The organism is Shewanella sp. QJM3NY_23, assembly GCF_056173105.1.
In genome coordinates this window covers 1,831,951-1,854,621 of the sequence record NZ_CM149657.1, presented here as the reverse complement: position 1 = coordinate 1,854,621, position 22,671 = coordinate 1,831,951, and the positions used below count along the sequence as shown (strand labels likewise).

The 22,671-nt window shown below is 47.1% G+C and carries 17 protein-coding genes and 1 pseudogene; 12 read left to right on the top strand and 6 right to left on the bottom strand.

Features of this window, described 5'->3' with window-relative positions:
- The first annotated feature begins 109 nt into the window (after positions 1-109).
- Positions 110-520, top strand: a complete 411-nt coding sequence (locus AC0VXX_RS08465; protein WP_475516748.1) for a YccF domain-containing protein — start codon at positions 110-112, stop codon at positions 518-520.
- Between the two features lie 37 nt (positions 521-557).
- Positions 558-788 carry a PGPGW domain-containing protein gene (locus AC0VXX_RS08460; RefSeq protein ID WP_475516747.1) on the top strand — a complete coding sequence of 77 codons (231 nt, stop codon included), beginning with the start codon at positions 558-560 and terminating at the stop codon, positions 786-788.
- Positions 789-925: 137 nt separating this feature from the next.
- Here AC0VXX_RS08460 and AC0VXX_RS08455 read toward each other — a convergent pair whose 3' ends face one another.
- Together AC0VXX_RS08455 and AC0VXX_RS08450 are read right to left on the bottom strand one after the other, a co-directional pair.
- Positions 926-1,285, bottom strand: coding sequence for a DUF6508 domain-containing protein (locus AC0VXX_RS08455; protein ID WP_475516746.1), 360 nt, complete (start codon positions 1,283-1,285; stop codon positions 926-928).
- 280 nt (positions 1,286-1,565) lie between these two features.
- Entirely contained in the window at positions 1,566-2,465 is a 900-nt protein-coding gene (locus tag AC0VXX_RS08450) for a LysR family transcriptional regulator (RefSeq protein WP_475516745.1), read from the bottom strand.
- A gap of 173 nt (positions 2,466-2,638) precedes the next feature.
- Here AC0VXX_RS08450 and AC0VXX_RS08445 point away from each other — a divergent pair, with 173 nt between their 5' ends.
- The 3 genes from AC0VXX_RS08445 (at position 2,639) to AC0VXX_RS08435 (ending at position 5,676) form a co-directional block, all read left to right on the top strand.
- Complete coding sequence (locus AC0VXX_RS08445) at positions 2,639-3,805, top strand: homogentisate 1,2-dioxygenase (protein ID WP_475516744.1); 1,167 nt, start codon at positions 2,639-2,641, stop codon at positions 3,803-3,805.
- A 95-nt stretch (positions 3,806-3,900) separates the two neighbouring features.
- The gene (gene hppD / locus AC0VXX_RS08440) at positions 3,901-4,941 is read left to right on the top strand and encodes a 4-hydroxyphenylpyruvate dioxygenase (RefSeq protein WP_475516743.1); all 1,041 of its coding nucleotides are present in this window, start codon (positions 3,901-3,903) and stop codon (positions 4,939-4,941) included.
- 120 nt (positions 4,942-5,061) lie between these two features.
- Positions 5,062-5,676, top strand: coding sequence for a LysE family translocator (locus AC0VXX_RS08435; RefSeq protein WP_110458000.1), 615 nt, complete (start codon positions 5,062-5,064; stop codon positions 5,674-5,676).
- A gap of 25 nt (positions 5,677-5,701) precedes the next feature.
- Here AC0VXX_RS08435 and AC0VXX_RS08430 read toward each other — a convergent pair whose 3' ends face one another.
- The gene (locus AC0VXX_RS08430; RefSeq protein ID WP_475516742.1) at positions 5,702-6,913 is read right to left on the bottom strand and encodes a GNAT family N-acetyltransferase; all 1,212 of its coding nucleotides are present in this window, start codon (positions 6,911-6,913) and stop codon (positions 5,702-5,704) included.
- A gap of 224 nt (positions 6,914-7,137) precedes the next feature.
- On the opposite strand from AC0VXX_RS08430, the gene ggt reads away from it, so the two are divergent.
- The 6 genes from ggt (at position 7,138) to AC0VXX_RS08400 (ending at position 15,365) form a co-directional block, all read left to right on the top strand.
- Positions 7,138-8,868: a gamma-glutamyltransferase gene (gene ggt / locus AC0VXX_RS08425; protein ID WP_475516741.1), complete on the top strand. Its 1,731-nt coding sequence runs from the start codon at positions 7,138-7,140 to the stop codon at positions 8,866-8,868.
- Between the two features lie 91 nt (positions 8,869-8,959).
- A complete protein-coding gene (locus tag AC0VXX_RS08420) occupies positions 8,960-9,847 on the top strand; it encodes an IS982 family transposase (protein ID WP_475514308.1) in 888 nt (295 codons plus the stop codon).
- 139 nt (positions 9,848-9,986) lie between these two features.
- Positions 9,987-10,835 carry a D-hexose-6-phosphate mutarotase gene (locus tag AC0VXX_RS08415; protein ID WP_475516740.1) on the top strand — a complete coding sequence of 283 codons (849 nt, stop codon included), beginning with the start codon at positions 9,987-9,989 and terminating at the stop codon, positions 10,833-10,835.
- A 139-nt stretch (positions 10,836-10,974) separates the two neighbouring features.
- Positions 10,975-14,718 (top strand): intermembrane phospholipid transport YdbH family protein, encoded by a 3,744-nt coding sequence (locus tag AC0VXX_RS08410; RefSeq protein WP_475516739.1) that lies wholly within the window; start codon positions 10,975-10,977, stop codon positions 14,716-14,718.
- A 112-nt stretch (positions 14,719-14,830) separates the two neighbouring features.
- Positions 14,831-15,019 carry a YnbE family lipoprotein gene (locus AC0VXX_RS08405; protein WP_475516974.1) on the top strand — a complete coding sequence of 63 codons (189 nt, stop codon included), beginning with the start codon at positions 14,831-14,833 and terminating at the stop codon, positions 15,017-15,019.
- A 25-nt stretch (positions 15,020-15,044) separates the two neighbouring features.
- Entirely contained in the window at positions 15,045-15,365 is a 321-nt protein-coding gene (locus tag AC0VXX_RS08400) for a YdbL family probable chaperone protein (RefSeq protein WP_475516738.1), read from the top strand.
- Positions 15,366-15,447: 82 nt separating this feature from the next.
- On the opposite strand, the gene AC0VXX_RS08395 is transcribed toward AC0VXX_RS08400, so the two are convergent.
- From AC0VXX_RS08395 to AC0VXX_RS08385, 3 genes and pseudogenes are all read right to left on the bottom strand, one after another.
- On the bottom strand, positions 15,448-16,395 hold the full coding sequence (locus tag AC0VXX_RS08395; RefSeq protein ID WP_475516736.1) for a universal stress protein: 948 nt from the start codon (positions 16,393-16,395) through the stop codon (positions 15,448-15,450).
- Positions 16,396-16,780: 385 nt separating this feature from the next.
- A pseudogene (locus AC0VXX_RS08390) lies at positions 16,781-19,605 on the bottom strand (ExeM/NucH family extracellular endonuclease).
- A 156-nt stretch (positions 19,606-19,761) separates the two neighbouring features.
- A protein-coding gene (locus tag AC0VXX_RS08385; RefSeq protein ID WP_475514310.1) for an IS3 family transposase occupies positions 19,762-20,837 on the bottom strand; the annotation gives its coding sequence in 2 pieces (ribosomal slippage) (positions 19,762-20,585 and positions 20,585-20,837; 1,077 coding nt in all).
- Positions 20,838-21,282: 445 nt separating this feature from the next.
- Here AC0VXX_RS08385 and AC0VXX_RS08380 point away from each other — a divergent pair.
- Positions 21,283-22,587 carry an anaerobic C4-dicarboxylate transporter gene (locus tag AC0VXX_RS08380; RefSeq protein ID WP_475516735.1) on the top strand — a complete coding sequence of 435 codons (1,305 nt, stop codon included), beginning with the start codon at positions 21,283-21,285 and terminating at the stop codon, positions 22,585-22,587.
- Positions 22,588-22,671 lie beyond the last annotated feature (84 nt).

Sequence of the window (22,671 nt, the reverse complement as noted above, 5' to 3'; positions counted from 1 at the left end):
CATCAAGGTACATTTTAGTTAACAACAGATATTCAAAAACCGATGTATTGAATACTTTAGGTCGGCATTAAATCGATCGCATAAGTGAAAATAATAATAGGAGCGCTCAATGACCGTCATTCGTTTACTACTCAATATTGCATGGTTCATCTTAGGTGGATTAGTGATGGGGTTAGCCTGGTGGTTAGCAGGCCTACTCTGTTTTATCAGCATTATTGGCATTCCCTTTGGCCGCGCCTGCTTTGTGATTGGCGAAATGGCTTTTTGGCCCTTTGGTCAAGAGAGCCACAACCGTAAATCGCTGACTGGCGTTGAGGATCTGGGTACCGGTTCATTGGGTATGATAGGCAATGTCATCTGGTTTATATTATTTGGTTTCTGGTTAGCGATAGGCCACCTTGCCCATGCACTGGCTTTATTTGTCAGCATTATCGGCATTCCATTTGGGCTCCAGCATTTAAAACTGGCCCTACTCAGCCTAACGCCAATAGGACAAACCATCAAAAGCAAAGCCGTTTAACTCAATATGTTGATCACTATTTGCGGAGTAATCATTAATGGGTAACCCATTGCGTAAAATGGCTATCACCATGATAGGAGGCAGCTTAGTATTGCTTGGTGCTGTACTAATAATACTGCCAGGCCCTGCATGGCTACTACTGCCTATAGGGCTAGCAGTATTGAGTGTGGAATACCCATGGGCCAAGCGTTGGCTCAAACTGAGTCAACGCCAGATGAAACAATCGGCACTTTGGTTAGATAAACGTTGGGCCAATAGGAAAAGTTAAGTTAAGCAAGGTAAATAACGCGCAGTAATTAGTTGCTGCGCGTTATTCATTGCCAGTACAGTCATATTGCCAAGCGCTCATAGCTCCGACAAGCAATTAAGGAGCAGCCTATAATGATTTTGCTTAAATTAATCTCGCTAGCGTTTGCTTGGGCTATGGGTCATCTGGTTAAGTCGCTCTAAAATGGCTAATAACACCCCTTGGCGACGCATATTGTCGAGCAAGCCTGCACTAAAGCGTTCAAGACGCGTCATAGCGGTCAGCAGCAACTGACACTCTTGCAAGCTAGCATCACCAATATATTCAGGTCTATCGATAAGATGGCTATTTTGATACCAATCATTCCAGTCCAAGCGATCCAGTAACAGACCACACTCATGCAACTGCTCAGTAAAGTCATGCAGTTTACTGCTACACACAAGGTGTTCTCCTTGGGTAAAATGCTTAGCATATTGCGCATATAATGCAGCGATTTGTACTGACATAATATCACTCATACCGACCTCCTAAAGCGAAATGTCAGAACACGCAACCAACAATGAACAATGGGGCGCGTAGCACTGAACTAACGACAAAAGAGATAAGCACGTCACCTTTACCAACTAACGGGTAATTAGGCTAAGTCAACGCGGCTGAACCATGGCTTAACGGCTAATAATATGCCTAGCGGTGGATCATAATTCGAGAGACTAGCGCCGCACAAGAGGGATAGTCATATAAATGGACGCTCAGATTCACTGGCAAATTAATTAAAGAAGTCGCTGCTGATATAACCTATCAGAGCGAGTGCTGATACAGTGCAAACTCCTTTAAAATCAAATCGGTAAATAAACGACCAGCTCGGCCTAAAGGCCGCTCCATGGTGGAGACAAGTTGCGGAGTAAAGCTGTAACGGCTGGCGCCGACAAAGTCCACTTCCACTAATACCCCCGAGGCCAGTTCAGTTTGAATCAAAAATTCAGGCATCCACCCAAAACCTAAGCCCATCTGCAGCGCATTTTTCTTCATAATAAAACCTGATAAATAAAACACCTTATCGCCACCAAACTGTAATTGGTCACTGTGGTGCACACTGGGGGATGAATCTTGAATAGTGAGCTCCACATGCTGCAATAACTCAAATAAGGCCACTTGTTGCATCGCGGCGAGTGGGTGCTCGCGCGAGACCACCAGCACACTGTTAATGATGGGCAAAGGTTGAGGGCAATAGTTAGGGCCAGAGCGATAATCTTTCACCAGCATAAGATCGGCGGCGTCACGCTCAAACCTGTGTTGCACCCCACCTAAAAATTCAACATTAAGCTGGATTTTAGTGGGGATATTCTGCTCGGCCACTTGCTTAAGCGCGCGCATTATCGGCTCCATGGGTAATGATCCATCGACCACCAATTCCAATTTAGGCTCCCAGCCTTGGCTAAATCGGCTGGCCAAATGCTCAATATTCCCCAGATACTGCAGCAGCCTTTGACCCTCGGCCAACATAACCTTGCCTTCTGCGGTTAATTCGGCTCGATACTTATCGCGACAAAAAAGCTTTACACCTAAGTGTTGCTCAAGTTTTTTAACCTGATAGCTCACTGCCGATTGCGCCTTGTGTAAACGTTCTGCCGCCTTGGCAAAGCTGCCCTCTTCGACTAATACCTCGAGTACCTTAAATGCTTCAATATCAATTTTCATCAGCCTTCCAAAGCGTAAAGCAAATACAACTATCTAAATATTAGATTTAGTTAAGCTATTTATTATTCTTTTTTTTGTTAATGCTAGCAACTAAATTGATAACTCGATCACAAAAAACGCGTTCACCACAATAACAAGATCTGTGTGCAGGTAAAGCACCGAGGAAGAACATTATGCCGTTTTATGTCAAGCAGGGGCAGATCCCACCCAAGCGTCACATCACCTTTAAAAAAGACAATGGTGAGCTTTATCGTGAAGAGCTGTTTTCTACCCACGGCTTTGCCAATATTTACTCCAATAAATATCACCACAATATGCCCACCAAAGCATTGACGGTGGCACCATATGACTTAAACCACGGCGATACTTGGCAAGACCCACTGATCCAAAACTACAAACTTGACTCAAAGCAAGTGGATCGCCAAGGCCACTTTTTCTCCGCCCGTAATAAGATTTTTTTCAATAATGATGTGGCGATCTATACCGCTAAAGTCACCCAAGATACCGACGAGTTTTATCGTAATGCCTATGCCGACGAAGTGGTGTTTATTCATGAAGGACAAGGCACGCTTTACAGCGAATATGGCACCATTAGTGTTAATAAATGGGATTATCTGGTGATCCCGCGAGGCACCACCTATCAACTTAAATTTACCGATGTTGATCATGTCCGCCTGTTGGTAATTGAATCCTTTTCCATGGTGGAAGTCCCCAAACATTTTCGTAACGAATATGGTCAACTGACCGAATCGGCGCCCTATTGCGAGCGCGATATTCGGGTGCCAACCTTGCAAGCCGCCACAGTAGAGCAAGGAACATTTCCGTTAGTGTCTAAATTTGGCGAGCGCTACCAGCTCACCCAACTGGAATGGCACCCATTTGACTTAGTCGGCTGGGATGGCTGTGTTTACCCTTGGGCGTTTAACATCCAAGATTACGCGCCAAAAGTGGGGCAAATTCACTTGCCGCCCTCAGAGCATTTAGTCTTTAGTGGCCATAATTTTGTCATCTGTAACTTTGTGCCGCGCCCTTATGATTTTCATCCCCAGTCGATCCCGGCACCTTACTACCACAACAATATTGACAGTGACGAGGTGCTCTATTATGTCGACGGCGACTTCATGAGCCGAACTGGCATTGAGGCCGGTTACCTCACCTTGCATCAAAAAGGGGTACCACATGGGCCCCAACCGGGACGCACCGAAGCCTCCATAGGCAAAACCGAAACATATGAATATGCCGTTATGGTCGATACGTTCGCCCCACTACAACTCACCCAGCACGTACAAGCTTGTATGAGCCCAGATTACAACCGCTCGTGGATAGAAGAAAAACAATAACCACTCATGGTAGCCAAGCTGCCAACACCCAACACAACTCAGGCCGATGGAGCAATACACCGCGGCGAGATAACATATTGAACGAGGACATTGACATGGCAAGCGAACAAAATCCCCTAGGACTATTAGGTATCGAATTTACAGAATTTTGCACGCCTGACAGTGAGTTTATGCATCAGGTATTTATCGACTTTGGTTTCTCTAAGTTAAAAAAACATCAGCAGAAAGAGATTTTTTACTACAAACAAAATGACATCAACTTTCTGTTAAATAATGACAAAAAAGGGTTCTCCTGCGCCTTTGCCAAAAAGCATGGCCCAGCTATTAGCTCAATGGGCTGGCGTGTGGAAGACGCTCAATTTGCCTTTGACGGTGCCGTGGCGCGCGGTGCAAAGCCCGCTACAGAAGCAGCGAAAGATCTGCCCTATCCTGCAATTTACGGTATTGGTGACAGCCTTATCTATTTTATCGACACCTTTGGTGAACAAAACAACATTTATGCCAATGACTTTATTGACTTAGATGAGCCCGTTATCACCCAAGAGAAAGGTTTTATCGAAGTCGACCACCTGACCAATAATGTCTACAAAGGCACCATGGAGCATTGGTCTAATTTCTATAAAGAGGTGTTTGGCTTTACCGAGGTGCGTTATTTCGATATTAAAGGCTCGCAAACGGCGTTGATCTCCTATGCACTGCGCTCACCCGATGGCAGTTTCTGTATCCCGATCAATGAGGGTAAAGGCGATGATAGAAACCAAATTGATGAATACTTAAAAGAATATGATGGCCCGGGTGTACAACATCTGGCTTTTCGCAGCCGCGACATAGTAGCCTCGCTCGATGCGATGGAAGGCAGCTCCATTGAAACATTAGACATCATTCCCGAGTACTACGACACCATCTTTGACAAGCTGCCACAAGTCACCGAAGACAGAGAACGTATTAAGCATCACCAAATACTGGTCGATGGCGATGAAGAGGGTTACCTATTACAGATTTTCACCAAAAACCTATTTGGGCCCATTTTTATCGAGATTATTCAACGTAAAAACAATTTAGGTTTTGGCGAAGGTAACTTTAAGGCGTTATTTGAATCCATTGAGCGTGATCAAGTACGCCGCGGTGTGCTCTAAAGCCCACCGGCTCTCATAGGATAATAAAAACCAGCTCAACAGCTGGTTTTTTATTGGCAGCCATGCGATAAATCACTACACTAGTGGCCTGTTTATATTCACTTATTAGTCCTTATCACCATGTCCGAACACATTCTTATTGCGGTATTTTTACCGACCTTTTTCTTTGTCTCGATAACCCCAGGTATGTGCATGACCTTAGCCATGACCTTAGGCATGAGCATTGGGGTACGCCGCACCCTGTGGATGATGATAGGTGAATTGGTGGGCGTGGCACTCGTGGCCATTGCCGCCGTAATGGGCGTGGCCAGCATGATGCTCAATTACCCCCAGATATTTGAGATCTTAAAATGGGTTGGTGGCCTCTATCTCGCCTTTATCGGGGTGCAGATGTGGCGCGCCAAAGGTAAACTCGCCCGTTTAGAAACCTCGACCTCGATCAGTAATCGCGCCCTTATTACTCAAGGCTTTGTCACCGCCATCGCTAACCCTAAGGGCTGGGCCTTTATGATCTCTTTACTGCCGCCTTTTATCAATGTCGATAACGCCATTGCGCCGCAAATGATGATGCTGTTATCCGTCATCATGTTGACCGAATTTGTTAGCATGTTGGCTTATGCCAGCGGCGGTAAATCCCTCAAACTGTTTTTAAGCCGTGGTGACAATATTAAGTGGCTCAACCGCATCGCCGGAAGCTTAATGGTGGGTGTGGGTTGCTGGCTGGCGCTAGGTTAGACGCCAGCCTCTAACGTAAACCGCTTCACTCTTGCCCTTTTTTGTAAGGCAGAGCCTGTTTAAGCTGTGTCATGTAATGCTGCACCTGTGCCCGTTCTTGCTGGGTAAAGTCGGCGATGGCGGCGCGAAATTGCCCATGGACTATCTCATGGGCCGAGTAGGTTTCCACCGGTTCAAAACCCCGTAACACCTTATGTTCGCCTTGAGCCCCCGCATCAAACACCTTAAGCCCATGGGTAATAGCATACTCGATCCCCTGATAGTAACAGGCCTCAAAGTGCAACCCATCGAGCTCAACTAAGGTGCCCCAATAACGCCCATAGAGGGTGTTGTCAGAGACAAAATAGAGCGCCGCCGCAATCATAGACTCACCGCCTTCCTCTTGCTGGCTCACCAATAACAGGCGTATCGCATCGCCCATGGTGGCCACCAGCTGAGTAAAAAAAGCTAAGTTAAGATAACCGCTATGACCTGAGCGTTTAAAATAGGTCGCTTGATAACACGCCACAAAGTGTTGCAATGCATCACAGGTGATCTGCTGCCCCTCAACAAACCGAAAATGCAGCGATTTATCCTGTAACTGCCGTCGCTCTTTGAGGATGTTTTTGCGCTTGCGGCTGCTCATTTGCGCTAAAAACTCATTAAAATCATGATAACCACGATTATGCCAATGAAACTGAGTGCCCAAGCGGGTTAAACACCCGGTACTGGCCAAACGCTGATGCTCGGCGTGAGGATGAAACAGTTGATGCCAGCCAGAGCCTGCAACACGTGCAACCTGCTGTTCAAGGTAACGACTGAGCTGCGTTAACAACGCCTGCATCTGTGCGGCATTTAACTGCGTCGATATTACCAGCCGCGGCCCGGTCACTGGCGTAAAAGGTACTGCACTAACGAGTTTGGGATAGTAGTTGAGTTGATGCCTCTCATAGGCCTGCGCCCATGCCCAATCAAACACATATTCGCCATAGGAATGGGTCTTAAGATACATAGGCATGACAGCGACTACGTTAGTTTCAGCATCGATATTAGTACCGAAAGTCGCTTCATCCTGAGCCCGCTTGACGATGACATGCATCGGCTGCCAGCCCGTTTCGATACTCACGCAGCCACTGTTTTCTAATGCGTGTAAAAATTCATAGCGGCTAAAGGGGTTATCACTGCCCATTAACTGCGCCCACTGCCGCTGGCCTATTTGACATATCTGACTGACGCACGTGAAGGTAAACAAGGGCACAAGACTCCTTTAGGATGATGGTTTAAGTGCAGCAACGCGCTGTGGCAAGCATCACTTGCTAATGGCTACTTGATAAGCGTCTTTTTGACAGCACGCTTTGACAAAAAGCTGTTTTAACTGGACTCTTTTGACAGCAATGACTTGCTATTAATAATGCCAGCAGCTTGATTTTAACAGCAATAGTCGGCACATTGAGGGACAAATTTAGACACAAAGGATCAATTGTGCGCCCACTTAACACCCTCATTATCGCCCTATCGCTTTCACTGCCTTTCACCTTAGGCCAGTATAGCCACGCGGCTGAATCATCAATATACAGTAATAGCGCTACCGTCCAACCGGTATGGGCAAAGCATGGCATGGTCGCCAGCCAAGAAGCGCTCGCCACCCGAATTGGGGTGGATATTTTGCAGCAAGGAGGTAATGCCGTCGATGCTGCCGTTGCCGTTGGCTTTGCCCTAGCGGTTACCCTACCGCGCGCGGGTAACCTCGGCGGCGGAGGCTTTATGCTGGTTCATATCGCCAAAGACAATAAAACTATTGCCATCGATTATCGCGAGGTCGCGCCAGCAAAAGCCGATAAGAATATTTTTTTGAACGCGCAAGGCGACGCCGTCGCTAAGCTCAGCCGTGAACATGGCCTCGCCGTAGGCGTGCCCGGCACCGTAATGGGCATGGAGTTAGCCTTAGCGCACTATGGCACCATGACCCTAGCACAAGTCATCGCCCCCGCCATCACTTTAGCCAAGCAAGGCATTGTCGTTACCCCAGATTTAGCCACCTCCCTTGCAGGCCTTAAACGTCGCATTAGCCAATGGCCTAGTTCGAAAGCAATTTTTTATCGACCCGATGGCAGTAACTTTGAGATTGGCGACACCTTAGTACAACAGGATCTGGCTCACTCGCTAACACTTATCGCCGAGCAAGGCAGTAAAGGCTTCTATCAAGGCAGTACGGCTGAAAAAATCGTGACCGCAGCAACCGACGCTGGCGGTATCATGACTCTGGCCGATCTGGCCGACTATCATGTGGTTGAACGCGAACCCGTCAGTGGCGAATATCGCGGTTATCGGGTAGTGTCTATGCCACCGCCATCATCGGGCGGCGTGCATATCATAGAGATGCTCAACATGCTCGAGCCCTTCCCCATCGATAAAATGGGCCATAACACCGCCGATACCCTGCATGTGATGACTGAGGTGATGAAACGCGCCTATAGCGATCGCAGTAAATACTTAGGCGACCCCGACTTTGTCTCTGTGCCGGTGGCTGAGCTTATCAGTAAGCCCTATGCCGAGCAGCGTTCTAAAACCATCACCTTAGAAACATTGACCCCAAGTCATCTTATCAACCCAGGTAAAGTCTCGGGCTATGAAAGCCCACAAACGACCCACTATTCTGTGGTCGATAAATGGGGTAACGCAGTCGCGAACACCTACACCCTTAATTTTAGTTACGGCTCTGGTTTAGTGGCTCAAGGCACGGGGATTTTACTTAATAATGAGATGGATGATTTTTCGGCAAAACCCGGCGTGCCTAACGGATATGGGTTAATTGGCGGTGATGCTAATGCGGTTGAGGGGCATAAACGCCCGTTAAGCTCAATGAGCCCGACCATAGTAATGCAAGATGGCAAACCTTTTATTGTCACCGGCAGCCCTGGGGGCTCGCGGATCATCAACACCACCTTACAGGTGATCATGAATGTGATTGACCATAAGCTCAACATTGCCGAAGCCAGCTATGCCAGCAGAGTCCATCATCAATGGCTGCCAGATGAGCTGAGGGTTGAGAAAAGCCTCAATCGCGACACTATTAAGCTGCTAGAAGCCAAAGGCCACAAAGTGACGATAGGCAATGCTATTGGCTCGACCCAATCGATTATGGTTACTCCTGAAGGGATCTATGGCGCATCAGATCCAAGACGTGCGGGTAGTGAAACGGCGGGTTATTAACATAACCTGAACTCGGGATAAGAAATTGAACTAATAGCCCTCTTTGTGATCAGATCTCTCGACCAAGATTAATCAATCACGCAGAGGGCATATGAATAATTTAGTGGATGTATTTTGTGATGTCGATGATTTTTGTAATGCTTTTATTCCTCAATGGGAACAACAGTGCCTAACCGATGGAACTCGCAAGCGTAAGCGCGCAGGCAGAATGACGATGAGTGAAATTATGACAATTATCATCGCCTTCCATATGTCTAATCATCGTGACTTCAAGAATTTTTACACAGGATATCTGGCTCGTTTCTACAAATCTGATTTTCCAAACTTACTCAGCTACACTCGATTTCTTGAAGTCATGCCGAGTGCAGTCATTCCAATGTGCAGTTATTTTTCCTCTTTAAAAAGCGAACCGACAGGCATCGAGTTCGTTGACTCAACGAGCATTAAGGTTTGTCATAATTTACGAATTCCAAGGCATAAAACGCTAGCAGGTCTCGCCAGCCGAGGAAAAGGCACGATGGGCTGGTTCTATGGTTTTAAACTTCATCTTATTGTGAACCATCGAGGTGGCATCGTTGCAGCCAAAATAACACCTGCGAATGTTCATGACACGAAACCCGTAAAAGATATGGTCGTTGAATCAATGGATAAACTCTATGCTGATAAGGGGTATATCGGCAAAGCGTTAGCAGGCGACCTATTAGAACGTGGGGTAACTATCGTTAATAACGTGCGTAAAAATATGAAAGCAAAGGCTTTATCATTATGGGATAGAGCCATGCTTTCTAGACGATTTATTATCGAAACAATCAATGACCAGCTAAAAAACATCTCACAAATAGAGCATACACGGCACCGCAGCGTACATGGTTTCATGCTTAATGTGATAGGTGGTTTAGTGGCTTATCAACTCAAAGAGAATAAGCCACAACTCAATATTACATCAGCAGAATTCAACGTGATTTCAGTGTTACGTTAAACCGATCTGAGGTTAATAATATTGAGCGGGGATAATAAAACAGCAAAAAAAATCAAGGCGATACTTATCCTTAAATAAAAAAAACGTTAAGCTAACACCTCTGCGGCCTCAGGCCAATATTAGGCAATAGGATAAGACGATGGCTTCTGTTACCACCAAAAAACACCCTAACGGACTCGACTATGTCGAAATCGACACCCCCTTGTGCGAGGCGTGGATCTTTATGCAAGGCGCGCAGATCGACCGTTTCACCCCTAAAGGCAAGCCCCCGTTACTCTGGGTGTCGAGCGCGGATGATTATCAGCCCGGGCATGGTATTCGTGGTGGTATTCCCGTATGTTGGCCTTGGTTCGGTATGAGCAACCATCCAGAATGGCCGCAACATGGTTTTGCGCGCACTCGTATTTGGACACTCGATTCGGTGCAGCTGCGCAATGACATAGCCGAACTTAAATTTAGTTTATCCATCAATGATGAAGACAGGATCAGCTGGCCCCATGACACCAAAGTCGAGCTGCTGTTTACCCTAAGCGATACCTTAAGCGTCAGCTTAATTAATACCAATCTCAGCGATGAAACCGTGAGCCTAACCCAAGCCTTACATACTTATTTCCCTATTGACGATATTCACCAACTTAAAGCCACTGGCTTTAGTGGCGCCCATTACATTGAATTTGGTAAAGGGCCCTATCCGCAGGCCACAGATGAAGTGATATTCAACCAAGAAACCGATAGGGTTTATAACGCCCTTGGCCCACGACAGCAGCTACATACGCCCCAAGGGATAATTAATGTCTGTCGCCGCAATAGCCAGTCGGCAGTTCTGTGGAACCCATGGATTGATAAATCCAAGCGCCTAGCACGCTTTAATCATGATGATTATCTCACCATGGTATGCCTCGAAGCGGCCAATGTGCTTGAAGATAAAGTCACCCTTGCCCCCTATGGCAGTCATACCTTAACTACTGAGATCAGCTGGGCCAACTGAGCAGCTTATGTTGCGCCAATGGACGGCCCGCCCGACATAACTGCTAGACTGATCGTAACGACTCTATTTGTGGCGCAGCATGTTTAGCCAACGACATTAAGGGCAACAACCGAACGATATGACAAAGAGACAGGGATGGATGTGGCAGCGACTGAGTCAATCACGCCTAATGGCAGCGCTACTGATCACGGCGCTGCTAGTGGTTGTGGCCCTCGGTTTAGTGGCTGCCAATCTCAGTGGTATCACCCAAAGCCTAGCGAATCGTTACCTATTACCGGCCAATACCCAAATCAGTGCCCTCAATGTCGATCTTGAAGGTGTGCTCAACGGCCATATCGCACAGTTAAATTTACAGGTCAACGACAGCCATATCGCCATCAGCGATCTGCAAGTGACCTTCGATGATGCCGTTACATGGACACACTTTTCCCTCGACAATATCGACACGCTGGCCATTAGGCGCATTAAGGTGCTGTTATCACCCACGCTATTTTCTCCCAGCCCGAGTACAGATACTGCCCCTACGACTAGCCCAGCACTGTCGCTCGATATGGCAGCATTACCTAAAATAGCCATAGGACAGACGCAACTGAGTGTGCAGCAGATCCCGAGTGAACAACTGAGCCTAAGTCTGGATTATCTTAATATCGATAATCAAGGAAGAGTGACCAGCCAGTTAAGTCATCATGATAAATTACTGTTTGGCCTCGATGCGCAACTATCTGACGAGAGCTGGCAGTTCGACACTCGCTTATCCTTAGATACCCTCCAAGCATTCATGGCCCAGTGGGTAGCATCGGCGCCAGCGCAGCAGCAAGAGACGCCACCGCTACGCCAATTTATCGCGCTGAAACACCAGTTAGATACCCAGAATATAGATGTGAGCGGCCAGCTTATTTCATCGACTCGGCTCGATATTGCCAAGGCCCGCATCGATTCCAGCCATCAACTGGAGCCGTTTTCGCTAACACTTAACGGCTTGGCTGGTGCAGTATTTAACTCACCTTTGCAATTAACGCCAACCGCGATCCCGATTGAGGACAACCCTGACTCAGCATCAGCCCCCGTTTCGGCACCAAGCAACTTGTTGCCATCAAATAGCATTGCCTTTGAGATCACAGGTCCAGTTAGCGACCTAAGCGTAAGCCTTGCGCCAACCAAACTTGAGCTGGCAATATCGCCATTGCAACGTCAGGCATTCTATAGCGGGGCAACGACCCTCGCGCCTTTGCTCAATACACTCGATAGGCTATTGAGTACAACCGCCTTGTCTGAAAGCAACGTGGCTGATAACAATTCGGCTGATAATCACCGCCTCCCCTCGCTCCCAGATCAGGACGCTCTGCACTCTCAGCAATCTCTGCGCACTCAACATGGTGAGCAAACTGGCGACGTGCTAACTGGCCAGCCACTTTATCTTACGTTGCGACTTGCCAGCCCGCTTAACTATCAAATTAATTCACAACAATTAAGCATTGAGCACCTACAAGCAGAGCTATTACTGGGCAAATCACACCTTAACACTGAGCTAAAACATCTCAAGTGCGTTAATAAAATTGATGAAACCAGTGTCACCACCGATTGGCAGCTGACACTGTTGCTGCCATCAACCTTATGTGTAAATTTTTCAACGCAGCAAGAAAACGCAGCCCCTATTGCCCCCTGTGATACGAGGAAAGATCCGCAGCTACGCGCCGATGAGATAGCGTTGTCTGCAACAGGCAGCGCCAATGCAACCTACCCCACAGCGGTGTCGGCAGGGGCTGTAGCATCGAGCTTTGCCTTGACTGTGCAGCCTGAGGCACAGCTGATAATCAACGGGCCATATTATCGTCATCAATCTCTTGATGTCGCCTCAACACGGTTCACTCTTGCACTCACTGAGCCGTTGCGCTTTAACACTGCCGATGCGGTTAAACTGCAATTTGGTCATATCGACATAGGCAGCAGTGACAATCAATTCACCTTCAGCCAAACTGGCGAGCAATACCAGCTTGCGAGTCATCGCACTGAGCTGCAGCTAAGCGGTGGTCAATTTAGCAAGCAGGCCAACGGCGCAAGCCAGTGGCTATTGCAACCCTTGAGTATCTCCACTGTTAACCCACAACTGACCCAGTTGAGTGGTGCCATCGCGGCGCAGCCGGCACAAACACTGACCAGTGCAGAGCTCACTCTAAGCAGCACAGAGGCGCTGCGCCTGCATCTCGGCGCTAAGCGCAATCATAAGCGCGCGGCCCCATTAGTAACTGGCGGTGCGACCAGAGTCGCAACTCTGCCAGCTAGCACGGTGACATTTAATCAGCAGTTAGCTGCATCTGTCACTTCGCCTGCACCGCCACAAGCGGACTCAAGCGCGACTCAACTTTATCTACCACCTCTCACCCTGCAACTTAAGGCGACGCAACTGACGCAGCGGCGTATGAATGAGGAGCAACACACTGTTGCCACCACAACCAACATAGACGCCGCCCGCCTAAATATGGGCGCCATCGACTTACAGCCCGAAGCATCCTCTGCTGCGGACATAAGCCCTGCTGACAACAAAGGGCCTACTCAACACAAAAGTGCTGTAGTCAATGCGGGCACGCAGTCGAAGCAGAATCAATCATCACACTCGCTTGCCGCGCAGCTTCTGAACGCACCATGGCACAATCAACTTGAGCTTAAGCTTGAAAATGTCAGTATCAATCAGCAGTATTATCAATTTAAAAAACGCCGCCAACGCAACCTATTCGCTATCAACCAGTTGGGGCTGACTCAACAACTTGATTGGCAAGCAAGTGCCAGCCAACATCGACTACGTACGGCTGAGCAATGGACGGCGGGACAATTATCGATGCGCAGTCATCAGCAGCTGACACTGCAAAAACACAACGACAGTGCAGCGCTGCAAGGAGAATTCACGCTTAATAGCGATCTGCAGCAATTTATTAACCAACTCAGTAGCAGTTTTGCCCTCAACCTGCCGATCACGACCATAGGTGATATCCAAATAACAAGCCGCCATCAACTTACATGGCAGCCCGATGAGCTCGATTTTTCAATGCAGCTAACACCACAGATGCAAATAAGCGAAGGCAGCATTAACCTACTGCCGTTTGAACAGGTCAATCTTGCTGGCGAGTGTCATCTTAATGCCAGTGCGGCTAAGCAGCGTCCCAGTAAACGTAGCATTGCCTGTGATGGCGTAAACCTTAAGGTACAGGCATTTAATCCAGGTGTGGTGCTCAATAATATCAATGCTAACTCTCAATTTAATTGGACTTATCACAGCGCATCAGCCACTCAAAGCAGATCATCTAATCTAGAGGCTGGCGCGCCCCAACTGCATACGGCAGAGATCAATATCAACGCCAGTGCTGATACCCTAGGAGGCCATCTGCTACTGCCCAAGTTCTCGCTCGACTTACATCACCCCTCAGAGGCGTATCTAGTGTTACAGGCGTTAGATTTAGCCCAGCTACTGACCATTCAGCCACAAGAAGGTATTTACGCCGACGGTATTTTCGACGGTGTTTTACCGATGCAAATTGTCGATGGCAAAGTGTCGGTCAGAGGCGGTAAATTGGCCGCGCGCGCTCCGGGTGGCTTAATTAAAGTCAGCAATAATCCTGCAGTGATACAGATGCGCGCCTCTCAGCCCTATTTGGATTTTGCCTTTTCTGTCCTCGAAGAGCTGCACTATAGCGAGCTGTCGAGTCGTTTTGATATGGCCGCCAATGGCGATGCCGTGCTGCATGTCAATGTAAAAGGTAAAGCTAAAGATATTGAACGCCCTATTCACTTGAACTACGCTCAAGAAGAGAATATGTTGCAGTTGCTCAAGAGTTTACAGATAGGTGATCGGCTACAACAGGATATTGAACAGTCGATGGCACAATAAGCGTGCCTTATCATGTTCAGGTTATGGTCATCTATAAAGGATTAAGCTGAGCTCATCTTGGATGATCCTTAAACGGTCATCGCTACAGAAAAAGGAATCACCAGTGAAAATATTGCCGACGTTAATACGCACCACGATAGCGGCCGCGCTATTAAGTACCATAGGGTGTACCCCCACGGTTAAAATCGAGCCGCCCGATAAGCCTATTGTGATTAATCTCAATGTTAAAATTGAACATGAGATCAAAATCAAGGTCGATAAAGAGCTTGATGAATTGCTGAATAACAACGAGCTATTTTAACCCATTTTGAGATCAGGGGATCATCATGAAACGTCAAATACTTATACTCATAACCGGATTACTGTTGAGCCTAAATGCATTCGCAATCTCCTTACAAGAGGCCAAGAGTCAAGGCCTTGTCGGTGAGCAGACTAATGGTTATTTAGGGCTGATAGTCAACAACAGCGAAGCCAAACAACTGGCCGACTCGGTCAACGCCAAACGCCGTGCCCATTATCAAAAAATTGCGACTCAAAATGGCATCAGCGTCGAAGATGTGGCTAAACTGGCTGCAGAAAAAGCCATTGGCGCCGCAGATAAGGGCGAGTATATCCAAACGCCACAGGGTGTTTGGATTAAAAAATAATCCTTGCGAGTGCTCGGTATTAAGTGATCAGCATATGTACTAAACTCAGGCGTCAATCTCGATTGGCGCCTTTTATTTTTGCCTAATGATATACCGCCGATGATCGGGGTTTAACCACCAACAGATCGCAATCGATACGATCGATCACCTGCTCAGCAGTGTTACCACACATGTTTGAAAGCAAATTGGATTGCCCGCTATCGCCCATAATCACTAATTCCGAATCCACCTGCTTAGCCACCTTAGCAATGGCATCTTCGGGGAGGGCTTTAGCCACATGAAAATGACTGGCTGACTCATGATGACGGCTCAGGTTCGGTTGCAGATGATAACGACTCGAATAGAGCGACAGTTGGCGTAAATGATACAGCTCATCGGTTTCAGGCGTTATTGGTTGTTGAAAAGAGATGCTGGGATTTTCACCATAATAACAATCGAGCAGATGACAATCCCCCTTCAGCAGTTGGGTAAAATGTTCGGTCGTTTGTAATACCGCTTCATTGAGCGACTTGTGTTGCCCCTCGGCACAAGGCTCAACCAGAGATAAAATACGCCCACCAGGATGCCACGGATGATCTTTCACTATCACCACAGGCCGCGGTGACTCTTTAAGTAATCTCACATCTAATGATTTAATCGCCAACCAATGCCATAACTTGCGCGTAGAGGCACTAATCAACACGGCATCAACTTGAAAATCTCGGCAACACTGCAGCACATCATCAATGCAGTGACACGATGTTGATGCAGGTGATATGGCAACGCCTGTCTGAGCCACTGACTGAATAAAATCGGCTAGAGAGTGACGCTTAGCGCTAATCGTTTGCGCGAGGTTACCTACATTGCTGGAACCTGATGCTTGACTGTGGTGAAATGTCTCGACTAAGCGGGTGACGAAATGGCTGTGTTCAAGCAGCATGATTAGAATATGAGCTCGACTTTTATTGGCCATGTAGGCCGCTCTTGAAATACCTCTAAAACTAAAATCGTGTTCATCAATAACCACTAACAATCGTTTGTAGCTGTCCATAACTGATCCATCTTTGCCATGGGTGAAACCTAATTGTAGCTTAGCTGCATGTGTTCTTTTGCGCCGTTTCCCCCATAAACACTGGGCTAGCGGCAAATATCTGATAATGAAAATGATTACTGTTTATAATATTTTTGACTTAAAAAGAGAATAAACGTCAATCCCGATCCAAGTATCTAGGCCCAAAAGCACGCTAATACTGCTTTGATGCCCTAACATTGGCATTAAGTGCTTATTACTGTTATTTATCTAAAAACGCCATTAACACCATCGATTGCGTTCAGCAGCAGAAACAAAAAATGCCGCCTTGTCACCTAGGCGGCATGATATATCCCATTATCAACACCGGGACAGCGCCCCGAGCTGACAACGCCGAGTCTTGGGCTTAAAACGCCACTTTCGCTTTGCCTTTAAGGCCATCATTATCGGTAACCTGCAGCTTTACCTTTGACGCCGCGCCAGCAAAACTGAAGGCAACAGGCCCGCTTTGGCGACGACCGTTATCAAACTGCCATTGATGTCGAGTGATAAAACCATCGCTATCGTAGCTTTTTGATAAAAACAGATCGACCAACCACAGATCTATATGCTCAATCACCGCAACTGGCGGTTGGTTTTTACCGCCGCCCTTGGTGCTCACCACCTTTGTCGTACTGTGTTGTAAACCAGCGTTATCGGTGACTGTCAGTGTTACGGTATAATCCCCGTGGCGAACATAACGGTAAGTCACTTGTTCACCAGTTGCAGTGTCGCCATTGCCCAGATCCCACTCGCTCGCAACAATCTCCCCATCGGCATCCGTTGCAGTGCTCACAAGAGTAACGGTTTTACCTTTAACACTGTAAGTAAAACGGGCTTCAGGCGCACTATTTTCAGCGGCTAATAACAGTGATACCACCACAGGATCATGATCTGATGAGCGGTAAGCGTCCTCACTAAATAGCGAGCCTAGCTGAGACGCTGACTTAAACTCTTGATTATAATCAAGTACCTTGGGTTCATCGGTATTGATATGCCACCCGGTGATATCGATAACCTTATCGAGTAATGCTTCATTGGCTAAGGCGTGATCCAGTTGCCCTGTTTCGCCAGCAAAAATATAACTGTAAGCCCCAGTTTTACCTAAATGAGCAAAGAGTTCATTAAAGCCTGCGTCAGCCAAGGTTGTCAGTGGATCTTCTTTCGCGTAAGCGTTCAGATCGCCAATCACTAAAGTCGGTAATTGAGGATATTGCTGTTTAAGCCACTCACCTATCGCTTTAGCGGCACGTGTACGAGTGAGATTACAGTTACCTTGACCATCGTTAAGATCTGGGTCGCCTAAGCTCAGGCAATCGCTGCCTTTGGATTTTAAATGATTAACCGCCACCACTAGATTTTGCTCACTGTTGGTAGCCACAAACTGCTGAGTCAACATGGGACGATTTTTCATCTCATTAAACAAAGGTGCGCCATTGTCATCGAGTGGCGAGTTGCTACTCGACAACACTTGTGCGCTACCCACAGGACTAACCTTGTCGCTGCGATACAGTAAGCCAACGGTGATCGCATCACTACCAATATTGCCGCTTTGAGTCTGGATATATTGGTAACGCGACTCGCCTAGGCCTGATTTAAGCCATTAACCAGATCGGCAATCGCAGAGTCCGGTGCAAAGCCATCATTTTCAATTTCCATCAAGCCAATGATATCGGTATCCATTGCTACCATGGCATTAACTATCTTAATGCTTTGCCGCTCAAACTCTTCTAACGTATTGGCACCGCGCGCCGTTGGAAAACCGCCGCCGTTACCATCACCATTGAAATAGTTCAGAACATTAAAACTGGCAACAGTGAGATCGCCCCCTAACGCTAACTGAGGAGCATCGCTGCGCGGATTACTCGTGACAAAATTAACGGTTTCGACTGGCATTAAGCGATACTCACCAAACCCATAATGCATCACGGCGATTAACCCAGTTAACGTATCGCCGACACGTAGCGTGTTACTCGCTGACAAGCCAGGAGCAGGATAACGTATCGGATCAGGATTTTGCCCAGTTAAGCCATCATCCAAAATAATTCGGTCTAAAGCATTTGCCGCCGTCACAGCAAGGGCATCAGCCCCCGGTGCCGCCACTTGAGTACCGATATAATGGCGCTGACTGCCAAGTAATACTTCGCCATAACGTCCAAGATCATACACTTCATTGACCACTAAATTGTGGCTAAAAGTAACCAACATGCCCTCGAAGGCTTCCAATTGAGAGGTCGATACGACAGGTAATGTTACCCTTGCTGCACTGGGAATAGGTTGGGCTATGGCACATAAGAGATGAGAGCTAATATCTATAAGTTCAGTTAATCCATTGTATTCTTTAACCGTTGCCTTAAGTCGAATACGATCGCCGCTAGCATATGCCAACGCACCTGCGGTATAAGCAAATACCCCTTCAGAAGTGTTCACATCATTATCAGCTTCATTATCTGCCATCTGCAAAAACAGCCCTTTTAGGCCAGATGCTTGATTGCTAGTCACTATCGCCTCAACAATCACTTGCTGACCATTTAGCGGGCTACTATCGCCACTACCTTGGATCTGATGGATCGGCGTTGCTGGTGTATAGCAGGCTAGTGGCTCATCTGGATCGGTTGGATCTGGCGGTGTTGTCGCTCCAAATACTCCGAGATCGGAAATATCATCCTTAGCATAGCCAATCCAATGAGATAAGGTGACATCATCATCGATGATCACATCCGCCAGGAGATTATTGATGTCGCGGCGCAAGGTATTGTCCTGGGTTGAAAGTAACCCCGAGCCCCACTGAGAACCGGGATCGCTACCCACTTGTCCAAGACTGTCAATTACCTGCCCTTGTTGAGATAACACAATCGCATCATCACCATTAAAAAAACTGACATCACTGAGCGTATCGCTTACGACTAATATGTCAGTATCGGCCTCATCGTCAGCCACTACATGAGTCTCTCCTGCGGCTAACATGCCTGACAGCGCAATCGTCGAGCCGGCACTGCTACTGCCGTTAAAATAAAATTGCAGTTGATATAAGCTTAAATCGAGCGGGTGCTGAGTTGGATTGTAGAGTTCTACGGCCTTGTTATTACCGCTTCCTTCAACATATTCTGAAATAATCAGATTATCGGCTGCCTGAGCGAAGGTGGCAACACCACACAGCGCTATGGCAAGCGAGCTTGCTTTGGTCAACATATTAACCCCTAAATTAGTCCATTAAATAGTGATGTATTTTATACAGCAGCTTTAACATCTATTGTCGCTAAGTAGTGGCATTTACAAGGCTGCTACTCGCTTAACGTATGGTTGAATGGTAATCCTCCCATTTTTAACTGCAATTAAAAATAGAAGTTAGGCAGCCATCAGTGGTGGCCTGCCGTTATTAGCTTTATGTGGTCTTTCATGATTGTAAAACCATAACCACTTAGTTGCATAGTCCTGCACCTCTTTAATTGATTCGAACAGGTACTTGCTGAGCCAACTGTACCGAATTGTTTTGTTATGTCGTTCGATATAAGCGTTTTGTTGTGGATTACCTGGTTGAATATATTCAATTCGAATATTCTGGCATTTAGCCCACGTTGTAAACTCAGTACTGATAAACTCAGGGCCGTTGTCACAGCGAATAACTGTTGGCTTAGCTCGATACTCAAATACCTGCTCTAGCGCTCTAATAACCCTTACAGCAGGAAGTGAAAATCCTGGTTCAATCACTAAAGCTTCACGCCGATAATCATCTATGACATTAAATAATCGGTAATTTCGACCATCTGATAACTGGTCATGCATAAAGTCGACAGACCATACTTGGTTAGGTTTTATCGGCTCTTTTAGTGGTTCCGGTGCATTTCGTTTGAGTCGACGTCTTGGACGAATACGCAGGTTCAGCGCTAGCTCACAGTAAATTCGGTACACTCGCTTATGATTCCATGGCTTGCCTTTTACATTACGTAAATAATCGAAGCACAGACCGAAGCCCCAATCACTTTCATCTTCGGTCAGCTTAATTAGCCAATTTGAAATCTGTGTATTTTCCGCCGATAATTTTGCTTGATAACGAAAGCATGTCTCACTGATAAAGAAAGCCGAGCAGGCCTTACTAATACTGATGTTGTGGTTAGCCACCGCAAACTGAGCGAGTTCTCTTCGCTCACAGGGCTTTACCACTTTTTTGCCATAGCTTCCTGAATGATTTCAGCTTTAAGACGCTCTTCTGCGTACATTTTTTTGAGTCGCCTATTTTCATCTTCTAGCTCTTTCATCCGAGCCATGAGTGATGCATCCATTCCCCCATATTTAGCACGCCATTTATAAAACGTTGCACTGCTCATACCGTGCTCTCGGCAAAGCTCAGGTGCGGGCGTACCAGCTTCAGCTTGCTTCAAAATCGTCATAATTTGACTATCCGTGTACCGCGACTTTTTCATATAGAACCTCCTGCGTTTAACTTACGAGAAAACTCTACTTTTAACAGCTGTTATTTTTCGGGGGGATTACCGAATCATCTTATTTAAATGCCTCTTACCAGTAATACTGTGCCAGGGCATTTAACCAAATGTTTGATTTGGCAACTTAATATACGTGAGTAATTAATACAGCCTGATGACAAAGATGTTGCAACTTAAGCCACCTTGCAACGCGACTATGTAAATCACAATGACCAAGAGGACTAATAACTCATTTGTGACTTCAGTCCTTAGGCTTAATACATTGGCGTGAACCAGCTCACATGGTGCAGAAAAAGTGAATTAGGTGGCGCTACTATAGCGATAAAGCGCGTAAAATCGGCTTATCGCATAAGCAAGTCATACTATTAATAAGCTTCCCTGCTCTCATACCGTCCTTTTGGTTTTTTAACACCGTGGAGTTTTTATGATCGCAACTGAGCTATTTGTAGTACTCGCCTTTATCTATCTGGGCGCGAGAATGGGTGGAATAGGTATTGGTCTGGCTGGCGGCGCGGGCGTACTGGTGCTCACCCTCATCTTAGGGCTAGATAGCGGCCATATTCCGGTGGATGTGATTTTGATCATCATGTCGGTGATCGCCGCCATTGCAGCCATGCAGGTCGCAGGAGGATTAGACTGGCTGGTGCAACTGTCCGAAGCTTTTTTACGAAAAAACCCCAAACGGATCACTTTTTACGCCCCGGTCGTAACCTACTTAATGACGTTACTCGCAGGCACTGGCCACACCGCATTTTCGACCCTTCCCGTCATTGCGCAAGTCGCTAAAGAGCAAGGGATCCGTCCGTCTCGACCATTATCAATTTCCGTTGTCGCCTCACAAATCGCCATAACCGCATCGCCTATCTCTGCCGCTGTGGTATTTTTTTCAGGCATCCTCGAACCGTTCGGGGTTGATTATCTAACGTTGTTGGCCATCTGTATTCCGGCGACCTTTTGTGCTTGTATGGTGGGTGCTATGGTAGCCAATGTGATGGGCTGTGAATTACAAGACGATCCGATTTACCAGCAGCGTTTAGCCCAAGGGCTGGTTAGCCAGCAACAAGGTAAAACGCAGGAGATTGCCCCCAGTGCTAAACTCGCGACGGCCATTTTTATCAGTGCCATTGTTTGTGTCATCATATACGCCACCCTTATCTCCGACTCAGTAGCACTTATCACCGACCCCAATTTGAGCCGTAACGATGCAATCATGGTCTTTATGTTAACGGCGGCCGCGGCGATTGTAACCTTTACTCACATCGATGCCAGTAAGATCTCTGAAGCTTCAACCTTTAAGTCAGGAATGAGCGCCTGTGTTTGCGTATTGGGCGTTGCTTGGCTTGGCGACACCTTAGTCGCGGGTCATATTGATGAAATTAAAGACGTCGCAGCCGAGTTATTGCAGCAGTATCCTTGGTTATTGGCATTAACGCTGTTTTTGGCATCTATGCTGCTTTACTCACAAGGTGCGACCACCACCGCATTGATGCCTGCTGCGCTAGCCATTGGTGTTGCGCCGATGACGGCGATAGCCTCTTTTGCCGCGGTCAGTGCATTATTTGTTTTGCCAACCTACCCAACCTTATTGGCTGCTGTCGAGATGGATGATACTGGCTCGACCCGCATAGGTCGCTGGGTTTTTAACCATCCCTTTTTTATTCCCGGTGTGGTGACCATTAGCACCTCTGTGCTACTTGGCTTTGTTTTTGGCGAGCTACTCTTAGGGTAAGGCTTTGGCTGAGCCAGCCATCGATTTAACCTCTATGCTGTCATGGCTGTCATGGCTGTCATAGCTGCAATGCTAGAGGTTATC

Bases quoted from the DNA above. Each gene is read 5' to 3' on its own strand.
- AC0VXX_RS08465 (WP_475516748.1), top strand. From the start codon at position 110: ATGACCGTCATTCGTTTACTACTCAATATTGCATGGTTCATCTTAGGT.
- AC0VXX_RS08460 (WP_475516747.1), top strand. From the start codon at position 558: ATGGGTAACCCATTGCGTAAAATGGCTATCACCATGATAGGAGGCAGC.
- AC0VXX_RS08455 (WP_475516746.1), bottom strand. From the start codon at position 1,285: ATGAGTGATATTATGTCAGTACAAATCGCTGCATTATATGCGCAATAT.
- AC0VXX_RS08450 (WP_475516745.1), bottom strand. From the start codon at position 2,465: ATGAAAATTGATATTGAAGCATTTAAGGTACTCGAGGTATTAGTCGAA.
- AC0VXX_RS08445 (WP_475516744.1), top strand. From the start codon at position 2,639: ATGCCGTTTTATGTCAAGCAGGGGCAGATCCCACCCAAGCGTCACATC.
- hppD (WP_475516743.1), top strand. From the start codon at position 3,901: ATGGCAAGCGAACAAAATCCCCTAGGACTATTAGGTATCGAATTTACA.
- AC0VXX_RS08435 (WP_110458000.1), top strand. From the start codon at position 5,062: ATGTCCGAACACATTCTTATTGCGGTATTTTTACCGACCTTTTTCTTT.
- AC0VXX_RS08420 (WP_475514308.1), top strand. From the start codon at position 8,960: ATGAATAATTTAGTGGATGTATTTTGTGATGTCGATGATTTTTGTAAT.
- AC0VXX_RS08415 (WP_475516740.1), top strand. From the start codon at position 9,987: ATGGCTTCTGTTACCACCAAAAAACACCCTAACGGACTCGACTATGTC.
- AC0VXX_RS08410 (WP_475516739.1), top strand. From the start codon at position 10,975: ATGTGGCAGCGACTGAGTCAATCACGCCTAATGGCAGCGCTACTGATC.
- AC0VXX_RS08400 (WP_475516738.1), top strand. From the start codon at position 15,045: ATGAAACGTCAAATACTTATACTCATAACCGGATTACTGTTGAGCCTA.
- AC0VXX_RS08395 (WP_475516736.1), bottom strand. From the start codon at position 16,395: ATGGACAGCTACAAACGATTGTTAGTGGTTATTGATGAACACGATTTT.
- AC0VXX_RS08380 (WP_475516735.1), top strand. From the start codon at position 21,283: ATGATCGCAACTGAGCTATTTGTAGTACTCGCCTTTATCTATCTGGGC.